We start from the raw sequence: 12,006 nt of genomic DNA, 5'->3' as shown, positions 1-12,006 counted from the left end.
TCATAGTTCCCCCCCACAGTCGTTGCGGTCATGCCAAATTGAGTGCCCGTACTGATGGTCACATTAGAAGGGTCCAGCAACCATTGCCCGCCGCCTGTGTCAATTTGCACCGTCTCGGTGACTTCCAACCCATGACCGGACGTTTCAATCTGTCCGCCTTGGCCTGTGCCAGAGGGCTTGGCCTCGATGCGTCCCTCGACCCGTGTGAGGCCCTTGGGCTTGTGCACATCGCTCCACAGCACCACCGTGCCGCCATCGCCCGCCCCTGTGGCGTTGGCTTCGATGCTGGCACCTTCCGCCATCGTGACCTGGATGGCTTGGCGCGTGTCGCCACGGCCTTGCCAGTCCCCCCCGACCAGCACGGTGCCGCCGCCTTGCGCGCCATTCGCTTCAATGCGGCTGGTCCCCGTCAGCTCGATGCGGTCGGCCATCAAGACGATCTTGCCGCCCATTTCCGTCAGGCTGGTGGCGCTGAGCTGCCCGCTGTTTTTGACCACAGCGCCTTGCAGCGTGGCCAGGGCATGGGCCGACAACATGATCTGCCCGCCTTCGGCCAATACCGCGCTTCGGTTCTCGACCAAAGCAGCCATGGCTTGCGCGGTGGTGGTGATGCCCACCAAACCGGTGCCTGCATGGTTCCAACTCAGGGCAATGGCTTCGCCCGAGGCCAGTGCCACGGTGCCCATTTGGGCCATGACGGTGCCTTGGTTGCGCACCTCGGGTGCCAAAAGTGCCACGTAACCCCCTGCTGCTGCGCTGAGACGGCCTTCATTGACCACGCTGCCGGTGCTGCCTTCGCGGTGGAAGGTGACCTTGCCCGTCATGAAATCGTCAGCCTTGATCTTGCCCGTGGTGGCCACCAGGCCGCCCACATCGACCTGCGCCGTGGGCGAGAAGTACACGCCGTTCGGGTTGCTCAGAAACACCTGCCCGTTGGCACTGATCTGTCCGTAAATTTGGCTGGCGTTGTGGCCCAGAATGTTGTTGAGCACCACCGCGCTGCTGCTGGGCTGCGTGAACTGCACCTTGGCCTGGCTGCCCAGGTTGAAGCTGGCCCAATCGATCACCGCGCGTTGGCTCGCTTGGTTCACGCTCATGAGCGCGTTGCCTGCGGGCGTGGTGCTGGTCTGGAGGGTGGCGTTGCCTCGGGTGACCACGCCACCTTGGGGCAGTTGGTGCACAGCTGGGGGCGCCTGCTGCGCATGGCTCAGGCTGAGCGTGCTGCCCAAAGCCACGCTGGCGAGGGCGGCCGCGACGGCTTGCGCCAAAGTTTGACCCGTGCGGCTGCCCTTGCCTGAGGCGCGTGCGGTCTCGGGCACAGGCTGGAGTTGTTGGCTGCGACCCGATCGCTTGAGGCGGTAAACGTGGTTCATAGCTTGGTTCAGAAATTCAAGGTGGCTGACAGCCACCAACGGTTCACGATGAAGGTGCCGTCGTTGTCGGCTCCGGTGGTGGGGTGGGCCGCGGGGTTGGCCCCCAAGCGGCGGCTCCAGGTGGCTGAAACTTCGTGTCCCTGGGGGCTGCGCCAGTTCACAGAAACGCCTGCACCTTTGAGCGTCTGGGTGTTGGTATTGATCAGCTCGTGGCCCGAAGCACTGGTGTTGTTTTTGTAAACCTGTACACGACCCCAATCGGCAAAGGCATTCCAAGAGAAGGCATCGTTGATGCGGTGCCTGAGCCCCACGGTGGCCGTGGTGCCCGAAGTGCCGCCCGCTTCGCTGCTGGGGTAAGCCCGCACGCTGCTGGCACCGCCCAGGTAGAGCTTTTCGGACGAGTCGAGGTTGCGGTTGGCCCACTGGGCCCCGGCTTGGAGGTAGGCGGTGGTCTGGTCCGTCAGGTTGTGCTCTCGGCTGAAGTTGACATTGAGCTTGCTGAAGGCACCCGCCGTGTGGGCCGCCAGCGCATCTGCACCCACGTTGGGCGAAAAGCGCAAGTCCACTTTGCCCCAACTCGCTTGCAGGCCCAACGTGTTTTGGGCCGGGGTCAGCAGGGTGTCGATCCAATGGCCCGACAAGCCTGCACGCAGCACATCGATGCGGTAGTTTGAAACCGTGGTGGCTTGTGTGGCTGCGACGTTGGCCAGGGCCAGGTTGTCAAAGCGTTTGTGGTCGGTATTGAGTAGCAAATTCAGGTTGCGCCCTGACTGGCGGACCCAGGGGGCCGTCAGGTCAAGCCCCCAGGTTTGGGCCGAGCCGCTGGCTTGCAGCGCGGCAAAACTGCCCACCAGGCGGTAACGCATGTCGGACGCGTGCAGTCCTGCACGAATGCCTTGTAAACCAACTGGCCAGTTGTAGGCCAGGCGACCGTAGCGGCTGCCGTCGGTGGCAACCCCTTGCAATTGCAAGGCATCGCCCAGGTCTGCGGGGTTGCTCGCCAAGATGTTCGCGCTGATACGGGTGCGCCCGGTCGAGATCGCCCCAAAGTTGTCGGTGGTGATGCTGGCGTCCAGCGCCTTGCTCTGGCTGATCGCGATGCGCACGTCTGTGCTGAGATCGAGCTTGCCCTGGACAAACGAAGCATTGGCGACCACACCGGGCAAGTCGCCCAGCAGCAAGATCAAACGGTCGAGCTGGTTCAGGTTGATGGGTTGTCCCTGCGCCAAATGGGCTTGGGCCATGGCCTCAATGTGTTGGCGCGGCAGCTTGGTGCCTTCTGGAAACTCGGTGCGCACTTGGCCCAAACGGGCTTCAATCACGCGCAGGGTCACGACGCCACCTTCGATCTCTTGTTCCGGTACCAAGGCATGGGCCAGCCAGCCCGCTTCGCGGTAGCTTTGCACGATGACCCAAGCTGCTTCTTGCAGTTGCGTGAGACTCAGGTCGCGTTCGGTAAAACCTTTCAGGGCGGCGTGCAAGTCCTCAGGGCCAAGAAGTGTTTGACCTTCAAAACGAAAAGCATTGACCCGCACCACCGCGCCGCCGGTCTCCGCCGCGGGCGGTGTGGGTACTTGAGGCGTCTTGAGCTGGGGCGCCACCCGGTTGCCTGCGGGGCGCGCTTCGAGTTGCTGCAACAGAGAGCCGGCATCGGGTGCGGCCCAAACCGACACAGACCACCCCCACAACAGGACTTGTGCAAGCCTGCGGGCTGTTGTAACCATGCTTTGGGTGAGTCGGCTCATGACTTGGGCACCTGGCTGTTGGCTTTTTGCGCTTCGTTCAAATCAATGCCCAGGCACTGCGCCGTTGACGAAAAGTCGAGTCGGGTAACCGGCCATGGGTTCCATGAATCCTGTTGCCAGAAACTTTTTAAATGCTGTCGAACCACTGGATTTTTCAATTCAAATGGCTTCATAGACGGTGAATAAAGCATCGGGAAAGATGGTGAATGGACTGGGCTTCAGACGAAGCAATGGATTCTCCACATTTTTCTAAAAATGTAAATCATAAATAAACAATTTGTATTTTATATTTGCTAATTCAAATTATAAAATTATTAAAAACATTATAATTTATCAAACGATTTTCAAGAAGACCGTTATCAGCTGCACTGAAGGGTTTGCTTTTGTCCTGGCGTATTGAGTTGCGGCCAGAATGTGGCCCATGTCCCCCTCGTGGGGAGGCTGCCCTGACCCGTTCATTGAGCGGGTGGCTTAAACTCAGTGACCATGAACACCCTCGCCCAGCCCCTGCAGCGCCCAGTTCGCAGCCAATACGAAGACTTCATGCGCCACGTGTACACAACAGGCGTACAAAAGGGTGACCGCACCGGCACCGGCACGCGCAGTGTGTTTGGCCACCAAATGCGTTTCGACCTGAACGAAGGTTTTCCGCTTGTGACCACCAAAAAGGTGTTTTTGCGGGCCATCATCGTGGAGCTGCTGTGGTTTTTGCGCGGCGACAGCAACGTGAAGTGGCTGCAAGAGCGCGGCTGCACCATTTGGGACGAATGGGCACGCGAAGATGGCTCACTTGGCCCGGTTTACGGCGTGCAGTGGCGCAGCTGGCCCACGCCAAGCGGCGGCCACATCGACCAGATACAGCAGGTCATGGACACCCTCAAGAGCAACCCGGACAGCCGCCGCATCATCGTCAGCGCCTGGAACGTGGCCGAGCTGGACCAGATGGCCCTCATGCCTTGCCACGCGTTCTTCCAGTTTTATGTGGCGCCGCCGCAAAACCCCGGCGAAAAAGCCAAACTCAGCTGCCAGTTGTACCAGCGCAGCGCCGACATTTTTCTGGGTGTGCCCTTCAACATCGCCAGCTACGCCCTGTTGACCCATATGGTGGCGCAGCAGTGCGACATGGACGTGGGCGACTTCATCTGGACCGGCGGTGATTGCCACATCTACAGCAACCACCACGCTCAAGTGGAGCTGCAACTGAGCCGTGCGCCCATGGCTTACCCCACGCTCCACATCCAGCGCAAGCCCGCCTCGATTTTGGATTACGAGTTCGAAGACTTTGAGGTGCTGGGCTACGAACATCACCCGGCCATCAAAGCCCCCGTCGCTGTCTAAGCCCCTGTTCAATGCAGTTGCACCTGATTTACGCCCGCGCCCGCAATGGTGTGATCGGCAAAGACAACCAAATGCCCTGGCACCTGCCAGAAGACTTGGCGCATTTCAAGCGCACCACTCTGGGACAGCCCGTCATCATGGGCCGCAAGACTTGGGACTCGCTGCCCGCGCGTTTTCGGCCACTGCCTGGCCGTGTCAACATCGTAGTCACCCGCCAAGCCAACTGGTCAGCCGAAGGTGCTCTGAAGGCCGGCTCGATCGAGGAGGCCATGCGCCTGTGCGGCGAGGCGACCGACGCCTGGGTCATGGGCGGCGCAGAAATTTACCGCCAAGCCGAGCCGCTGGCCAGGACAGCCGTCGTCACCGAGATCGATGCAGACTTTGACGGCGATGCTTTCGCCCCCACGCTGTCCACAGGCTGGCAAGAGGTTCAGCGCGAATCACACACCTGCGCCAGCGGCTTGTGTTTTGCGTTTGTCACCTACCAACAATCAAGCGCCTCATGAAAATCGCTACTTGGAACGTCAACTCTTTGTCCGTACGCCTGCCTCAGGTGCTGGACTGGCTGGTTGCCAACCCGACCGAGGTGCTGGCCCTGCAAGAGCTCAAGCTCACCGACGACAAGTTCCCTATCGCTGCCTTCCAAGAAGCAGGCTATCAAGCCCATTGGTTCGGCCAAAAAACCTACAACGGCGTGGCGCTGATTTCATTGGCCACAGGCGCCGAAGTGGTGAAAAACATCCCGGGCTTTGAAGACGACATGTCGCGCGTGATTGCCGCCACCTACCCCGATGGCCAAGGCGGTGAAGTTCGGGTGATCGGTGCGTACTTCCCCAATGGACAGGCCCCGGACAGCGACAAGTTTGTCTACAAAATGCGCTGGCTCGATGCCCTGCGCGATTGGGTGCAAGGCGAAATGACGCGCCACCCGCAACTGGTGCTCACAGGCGACTTCAACATCACCTTTGACGAACTGGACATGTGGGACCCGGTGGGCCTGGCGGGCACCATCCACTGCACCGTGGCCGAGCGCGAAAAATTGCAAGCGCTGACCGATTTGGGACTGGTCGACAGCTTCCGCTTGTTTGAGCAGCCCGAAAAAAGTTACAGCTGGTGGGACTACCGAGAGTTCGCGTTCCGCCGCAACCGTGGCCTTCGGATTGACCACATTTTGATTTCGCCAGCCCTCAAAGAACGGGCCAGCGCCTGCGTGATCGACCGCACACCCCGCAATAACGAGCGGCCCAGCGACCACACGCCGGTGGTGCTGACGCTGTCCGCCTGAGCGGCCAAACACCCAGTCCCGCGCCCCCTCGCCACAGATCAAGGAGGCACGGTGTGGTGCCAATACCGCCGAGCCCAATCCCTTTCGCAGTGCACTGTCTGCGGTTTTGAACTGACCCAGCGCGCAGCGCCGCAGCGGGTGTTTTCAACCAAGTCAATGCCCATGGCCTTGTAACGCTGAACCACTGGCTCTGCCGGATGGCCATAGCGGTTGCGGTAGCCGGCTTGAACCACGGCCACTTGGGGCTGCAAGGCCTCAATGAATGGCTCTGTGGACGATGTCTTGCTGCCGTGGTGAGGCACCAAGAGCAGGTCCACGGGTTGAAGGCCTGACGCCACCAAGGCCAACTCTTGAGGGGCCTCGATGTCACCGGCCAACAAAGCCGATGCCGCCCCTTGGCTGATGCGCAGCACACAGCTGAGCGCATTGGGTTTGATTTTTTTGTCCAAGGTCGCGCCAGTGGCTTGCACAGGCGGATGAAGAATCTCAAAAAGCACCCCATCCCAGACCCAGGATTGCCCGGCTTGGCAACGCGTCCAGCCAGGACGCAGGCTGTGCAAAGGGTGGCCCTCTTCCAAAGAAGACCACAGCGCCGCTTGAGGCTGCATGGACAACACGGCGGCGGCACCGCCCGTGTGGTCACTGTCTCGGTGGCTGAGCATCAGCACATCCAAGCGTTCTCCCGATTGGGCCAACAAGGGCACCAACACCCGGTGCCCCGCATCACTTTCGGATGAATAACGCGGCCCTGCGTCGTAAAGCAAGCTGTGCTGTGCGGTTCGCACCAGCACCGCATTGCCCTGACCCACATCAGCGGCCAGCAGCTCAAAAGTGTCCGCGTCGGGCCTGGGCGTTTGCCAAAACAGAACGGGCCAAAGCAGCGGCAGGCAGAGCACCTTCCAAGACAACGGTGCTTTGAGCACCAGAACCACGGCGCCGACCAGGGCCAAGACAGCGTAACCCCAAGGCGCCATGGCCATAGACACAGAGGACATGGGCCATGACGCCATCCAGGTCAACACCAACGACAGCGGCTGCATAACCCACACCGTCAGGTCCCAGGCACCCGACCACACCACCCCCAGCATGGCCAAGGGCGTGACCAAGAAAGTCACCCAGGGAATGGCCAGCAAATTGGCGAGCAACCCCACCAAAGAAATTTGTCCAAAAAATAACAATCCCAGCGGTGCCAAGGCGACTGTGACAATCAATTGCTCCCTGACCAATGACCCAGCTTGTCCCAGCCAAGCATTGGCCCCTAATGTCTTTTGCCCTGACTCCCAGGCATGGCCCGTCGCCATCAAAATCCCCACGGCCACAAAACTGAGCCAAAAGCCCGGCTGCAACATGGCCCAAGGGTCCCAAGTCAGCACCACCGCCCCGGCCAAAGCCCAGACCAATGGCCCAGGCCAAAGCCGGGCCGACAGTTTGAGCACCACCACCACCGCCAACATCCACATCGTGCGCTGCGCGGGCACGCCCCAACCGCTGAACAAGGCATAAAAACCGGCCAGCACAAGCCCCGCCAAAGCCCCCACCTGAGGTGCGGGGTAACGCAAAGCCCCTGAAAAGCCCCAAAGCGCCGATCTGCGCCAGCCCCAGGCCACGACCAGCGAAGCCAGCCAGGCGAACATGGTCACATGCAGACCTGAAATGCTCATCAAATGGGCCACCCCAGTGGCCCGAAAGAGGTCCCAATCGCTTCGCTCTATGGCGGCCTGATCGCCCGTGACCAAGGCGGCGACCACGCCACTGTGTTGGGCGGACGCTGCACCCTCGGGTGACGAGGCCAAATGGGTCAGCAACCGATCGCGAACCGACTGTCTCCAGCTTTCTATCGGGTGCCGCCACGTGCTGGCCAGCCGCTCAGGGCTCGGGTCTTTGACACCAGTTCGGACATAGCCTGTAGCCCGTATGCCTTGTTCCCAGAGCCACAACTCGTAGTCAAACCCCCGTGGATTCAAATGGCCGTGCGGCGCTTTCAAGCGGACACGCAGTCGCCATCGTTCGCCCGCCTTCACCGGCTCGGGCAATGCCGACATGTTCCATCCGCTGTCGTGTCTGCCATCTTGCCCATACCACCCCAAATACACCTGCGAGGGCAGTTCCTTGTCCAAGTCTATCGCCCGGTTTTGACCTGATTGATCAACCCGCCAGGCTTGCTCGATGCGAAAACGAAAACGCCACCCCACGTCTTGCCGCTGGGGCATGGCTTGCACCACACCCACCACATCCAAGTCTTGGCCCTCCAGCGCGGGGTCGATGGCCAGCGACCGCGTCAGCGCATGCAAACCCGTCACAGCAAACGAAAGACAGACCAACACTCCCCCCAAAGCGAGGGGTCTCAGCCATAAGGTCGGTTTTTGGCGGTGGATCCACCAGCCCGTGCAACACGCCAAAGAAGCCAGGGCGGCATAAGAAGACAAGGCCCAAAGCGTCTCTTGCTGCAGTTGCAAAGCGATCCCTGCGCTCCAAGCCACAAGACCCAACAACCACCCCCGCCCTGAGCGAGCGCTCATGGACAAGCCCGCAGCTGGAAAATTTGGCTTGGGGTCCGACTTGGATTGAGGGTCATGACAGCCTCCCCGAATGGGCTGGATTTATGGAACGCTCGGAATTTATTTTAAGCATACTTTTATATCAGTTTAGACATGTCTTCGGGTCATGGTGAGGGTGTGAATGGAAATCGGTTTCAGCGACAATCGCTCGACAACGAATGATGATTGCCAAAATCCTCCGATCCAACCTCACAACGAGCCAACGCCATGAACGTCTATGACACCCTGAAATCCCTCAACATTGAGCTGCCCCCGGTGGCTGTACCGGCTGCCGCTTATGTGCCTTTTGTGCCAACAGGCAATCTGGTATTTCTTTCGGGCCACATTGCCAAAAAAGACGGCAAAGTCTGGGCCGGCCAATTGGGCAAAAACATCACCACCGCCGAAGGCCAACAAGCGGCGCGCGCTGTGGCGATTGACCTGATGGGCACCCTGCACGCCGCCGTGGGCGATCTGAACAAGGTCAAGCGCATCGTCAAGGTGATGAGCCTGGTCAATTCCACAGGCGACTTCACCGAGCAGCACCTGGTCACCAACGGCTGCAGTGAACTGCTGGGCCAAGTGTTTGGCCCCCAAGTCGGCGCACACGCCCGCAGCGCTTTTGGCGTCGCCCAAATCCCGATGGGCGCTTGTGTTGAGATCGAACTGATCGCCGAAATCGGCTGAGAACGCGCATGGCCATCGAACTGAGCAAAGAAGACCGGGCCCAGGCTATTTCCAGCATCGAGCGCTACTTCCTGGAGAATTTTGACCAAAAAATCGGCAACATCACGGCCGGTGCTTTGCTCGGCTTTGTTCTGGAAGAAGTTGGCCCCAGCATATACAACCGCGCGGTGAGTGACGCCAAAGAGCGCATGCTCATGCGCGCAGAAGACCTGGAATACGAAGTCCGTGAGGATGAATTTCAGTACTGGCAAAAGTTCAACAAGCGCCAATAAGGCGCGAACCCAAATTCACGCAAACGCATCAAACCATTCATTCAAACCCGGAGACTTTCATGACCCTTTCCATGTCCAGCGCCACATTGCCTGTGTGCACCCGAATGCTCACCAACCTCAGCCACATCCTGGCCAAGGCCGAGCAGTTCGTTGAAGCCAAAAAGATCGACCCCAGCGCACTGACCACCTACCGTTTGGCCCCCGACATGTTCCCGTTCACACGCCAGGTGCTGATTTCTTGCGATGCGGTCAAGAACGGCGTGGCCCGTTTGAGCGGCATGGAAGCGCCCAAGTTCGAGGACACCGAAACCACACTGGCCCAATTGCAAGAACGCATCCAAAAAACCCTGGCCTTCATCGCCACCGTTCCGGCCGCGGCACTCGACGGTACGGAAGACAAAGAGATCACTTTCCCCGCGGGCCCGGGCAAAACCCGCACCCTCAAAGGCCAGGACTACCTGACAGGCTGGATGATGCCCAATATGTACTTCCACATCACCACGGCTTACACCATCTTGCGTCACAACGGCGTCGAAGTGGGCAAGATCGATTACCTGCTGGGCGCGCAGGGCTGAGTGAAGATCACTCCACCCGCGTCACCCGGTTTGGTTTGAAACCCAAATCGGCGACTTTGCCTTTCTTGGCCCGCGCCACTTTGGCGTTGTTCAGGCTGCGGATTTCCAGGGTTTCTTCGCGCGCCTTGCCACCTCGGCCAACGCCCGCAATCTTGATGCTGCGGGTGTAGGCCGCCGCGCCCGCCAAGCTGTCTTGGGCTTCCAGGTCGATGAGCATCAGGCCTCGGCCGCCTTTTTCCATGGTCTTGAGTTCAGCGATCTCAAAGGTCAGCACACGGCCACCTGTGCTGGCACAGCAGACACTGGTGGCGGCGGGCATGGGCTGCTTGTCGGCCGCTACGGTGGCACTGCTGCCACTGACATGGCTGGGCGCGCACACGGTTTCGCCTTCACCCAGGCTGATGAAGGCTTTGCCCGCTTTGTTGCGCGAGACCATGTGCTCCACCGCAGCCATGAAGCCGTAGCCGCCTGAGCCGCTCAACAGCAAGGTCGCATGGGCCGGGCCTGCAAAGTAGTGGGCGGGTTGGGTGCCGGTTTCCAGGTCGATCAGGGTGGTGATCGGTTGGCCGTCACCCCGTGCACCGGGCAATGTGGCCACAGCGACACTGTAAATTCGGCCCGATCCGTTTTTGGCCGTCCCGAAAATCAACAGCGTGTCCACCGTGCGGCATTCGAAGGTGCCATACAAAGCATCGCCTGCCTTGAAAGCAAAACCCGTGGCATCGTGGCCGTGGCCGGTGCGGGCGCGCACCCAGCCTTTTTCAGAAACCACCACCGTCACGGGCTCGTCCACCACTTTGACGTCGGCCACCGCTTTTTTCTCTTCCTGGATCAGCGTGCGGCGCGGGTCGGCAAAGGTCTTGGCATCCTGTTCGATCTCTTTGACCATCAGTCGGCGCAGCGCGGCGGGGCTGCCCAAAATCTCTTCGAGCTTGCCCTGCTCTTCGCGCAGTTCGCTCAATTCTTGTTCGATCTTGATGGCCTCCAGGCGGGCCAGTTGGCGCAGGCGAATTTCGAGGATGTCTTCAGCCTGGCGATCGCTCAAGCGAAAAGCTTCGATCAGCGCGGGCTTGGGCTCGTCGCTGTGGCGGATGATGCGGATCACCTCGTCGATGTTCAGCAACACCAACTGGCGACCTTCCAGAATGTGAATGCGGTCCAGCACCTTGTTCAAGCGGTGCTGGCTGCGGCGGGTGATGGTGGTCTGGCGGAAGCTAATCCACTCCACCAGCATCTGGCGCAGCGACTTCTGGATCGGCTTGCCATCGATACCCACGGACGTCATGTTGATCGGCGCCGACGTTTCCAAGCTGGTGTGGGCCAGCAAGGCGGTGATGAGTTCGCTCTGCTCGATGCGGCTGGTTTTGGGCTCGAACACCAAGCGCACAGCAGCGTCTTTGCTCGACTCGTCACGCACAACGTCCAGCACATTCAGGATGCTGGCTTTGAGCTGGACCTGATCGGCGCTGAGTGCTTTTTTACCGGCCTTGACTTTGGGGTTGGTGAGTTCCTCGATCTCTTCGAGCACGCGCTGAGAGCTCACGCCTTGCGGCAGTTCGGTCACCACCAACTGCCACTGACCACGGGCCAGTTCTTCGATCTTCCAACGGGCACGCACTTTGAGGCTGCCGCGCCCGGTGCGGTAGGCGTCAGCGATGTCGCTGGCCGGGCTGATGATCTGGCCACCACCGGGGTAATCGGGGCCGGGGATGATGGCCATCAACTCGCTGTCGCTGAGTTTGTCGTTGCGGATCAAGGCGACACAGGCATCGGCCACTTCGCGCAGGTTGTGGCTGGGGATTTCGGTGGCCAGACCCACGGCAATCCCGCTGGCACCATTGAGCAAACTGAAGGGCAAACGGGCGGGCAACTGGCGCGGCTCTTCGGTGGAGCCGTCGTAGTTGGGAATGAAGTCCACCGTGCCCATGTCGATCTCACCCAGCAACAAGCTGGTGATGCGCGACAAACGAGCCTCGGTGTAGCGCATGGCGGCTGCACCGTCACCGTCGCGCGAGCCAAAATTGCCCTGGCCGTCGATCAGCGGGTAGCGCTGCGAAAAGTCTTGCGCCATGCGCACCAGCGCGTCATAGGCTGCGGTGTCGCCGTGCGGGTGGTAGCGGCCCAGCACATCGCCCACCACGCGGGCGCTTTTGACGGGCTTGGCGGCGGTGTTGTTGTTCGGGCCGCTGTACGA

General features: G+C 60.3%; 10 protein-coding genes. 6 read left to right on the top strand and 4 right to left on the bottom strand.

Annotated features, from left to right (window positions below):
* Both Q0O19_RS11790 and Q0O19_RS11785 read right to left on the bottom strand, forming a co-directional pair.
* Positions 1-1,373, bottom strand: a 1,373-nt coding sequence (locus tag Q0O19_RS11790) for a filamentous hemagglutinin N-terminal domain-containing protein (RefSeq protein ID WP_295523214.1), incomplete at its 3' end; no start/stop codon positions are given.
* A gap of 8 nt (positions 1,374-1,381) precedes the next feature.
* The gene (locus Q0O19_RS11785; RefSeq protein ID WP_295523212.1) at positions 1,382-3,118 is read right to left on the bottom strand and encodes a ShlB/FhaC/HecB family hemolysin secretion/activation protein; all 1,737 of its coding nucleotides are present in this window, start codon (positions 3,116-3,118) and stop codon (positions 1,382-1,384) included.
* 486 nt (positions 3,119-3,604) lie between these two features.
* Between Q0O19_RS11785 and Q0O19_RS11780 the strand changes: the two genes are divergently transcribed.
* The 3 genes from Q0O19_RS11780 to xth are packed head-to-tail and all read left to right on the top strand — an operon-like array spanning position 3,605 to position 5,741.
* Positions 3,605-4,456, top strand: coding sequence for a thymidylate synthase (locus tag Q0O19_RS11780; RefSeq protein ID WP_295523210.1), 852 nt, complete (start codon positions 3,605-3,607; stop codon positions 4,454-4,456).
* 11 nt (positions 4,457-4,467) lie between these two features.
* Positions 4,468-4,962, top strand: a complete 495-nt coding sequence (locus Q0O19_RS11775) for a dihydrofolate reductase (protein WP_295523208.1) — start codon at positions 4,468-4,470, stop codon at positions 4,960-4,962.
* Positions 4,959-5,741 (top strand): exodeoxyribonuclease III, encoded by a 783-nt coding sequence (gene xth, locus Q0O19_RS11770; RefSeq protein WP_295523206.1) that lies wholly within the window; start codon positions 4,959-4,961, stop codon positions 5,739-5,741. Before Q0O19_RS11775 ends, xth begins: the two co-directional genes overlap by 4 nt.
* 38 nt (positions 5,742-5,779) lie before the next feature.
* Here the strand turns inward: xth and Q0O19_RS11765 are convergent, their stop codons facing one another.
* A complete protein-coding gene (locus Q0O19_RS11765) occupies positions 5,780-8,260 on the bottom strand; it encodes a DNA internalization-related competence protein ComEC/Rec2 (protein WP_295523205.1) in 2,481 nt (826 codons plus the stop codon).
* Positions 8,261-8,506: 246 nt separating this feature from the next.
* Here Q0O19_RS11765 and Q0O19_RS11760 point away from each other — a divergent pair, with 246 nt between their 5' ends.
* From Q0O19_RS11760 to Q0O19_RS11750, 3 genes are read left to right on the top strand one after another with little or no spacing between them, the layout of a single operon-like run.
* Positions 8,507-8,965, top strand: a complete 459-nt coding sequence (locus tag Q0O19_RS11760) for a RidA family protein (protein WP_295523203.1) — start codon at positions 8,507-8,509, stop codon at positions 8,963-8,965.
* 8 nt (positions 8,966-8,973) lie between these two features.
* Positions 8,974-9,237, top strand: a complete 264-nt coding sequence (locus Q0O19_RS11755) for a DUF2164 domain-containing protein (RefSeq protein WP_295523202.1) — start codon at positions 8,974-8,976, stop codon at positions 9,235-9,237.
* A gap of 59 nt (positions 9,238-9,296) precedes the next feature.
* Positions 9,297-9,812, top strand: a complete 516-nt coding sequence (locus Q0O19_RS11750; RefSeq protein WP_295523200.1) for a DUF1993 family protein — start codon at positions 9,297-9,299, stop codon at positions 9,810-9,812.
* Positions 9,813-9,819: 7 nt separating this feature from the next.
* On the opposite strand, the gene parC is transcribed toward Q0O19_RS11750, so the two are convergent.
* Positions 9,820-12,006: DNA topoisomerase IV subunit A (gene parC, locus Q0O19_RS11745; RefSeq protein WP_295523198.1), on the bottom strand; the 2,187-nt coding region annotated here is incomplete at its 5' end.

The organism is Limnohabitans sp. Rim8 (assembly GCF_945869175.1).
Lineage (GTDB): Bacteria > Pseudomonadota > Gammaproteobacteria > Burkholderiales > Burkholderiaceae_C > Limnohabitans_A.
The sequence above is the reverse complement of the archived record's forward strand: the minus strand, read 5'-3'. Positions and strand labels throughout refer to the sequence as shown.

Bases quoted from the DNA above. Each gene is read 5' to 3' on its own strand.
- Q0O19_RS11785 (WP_295523212.1), bottom strand. From the start codon at position 3,118: ATGAGCCGACTCACCCAAAGCATGGTTACAACAGCCCGCAGGCTTGCA.
- Q0O19_RS11780 (WP_295523210.1), top strand. From the start codon at position 3,605: ATGAACACCCTCGCCCAGCCCCTGCAGCGCCCAGTTCGCAGCCAATAC.
- Q0O19_RS11775 (WP_295523208.1), top strand. From the start codon at position 4,468: ATGCAGTTGCACCTGATTTACGCCCGCGCCCGCAATGGTGTGATCGGC.
- xth (WP_295523206.1), top strand. From the start codon at position 4,959: ATGAAAATCGCTACTTGGAACGTCAACTCTTTGTCCGTACGCCTGCCT.
- Q0O19_RS11765 (WP_295523205.1), bottom strand. From the start codon at position 8,260: ATGAGCGCTCGCTCAGGGCGGGGGTGGTTGTTGGGTCTTGTGGCTTGG.
- Q0O19_RS11760 (WP_295523203.1), top strand. From the start codon at position 8,507: ATGAACGTCTATGACACCCTGAAATCCCTCAACATTGAGCTGCCCCCG.
- Q0O19_RS11755 (WP_295523202.1), top strand. From the start codon at position 8,974: ATGGCCATCGAACTGAGCAAAGAAGACCGGGCCCAGGCTATTTCCAGC.
- Q0O19_RS11750 (WP_295523200.1), top strand. From the start codon at position 9,297: ATGACCCTTTCCATGTCCAGCGCCACATTGCCTGTGTGCACCCGAATG.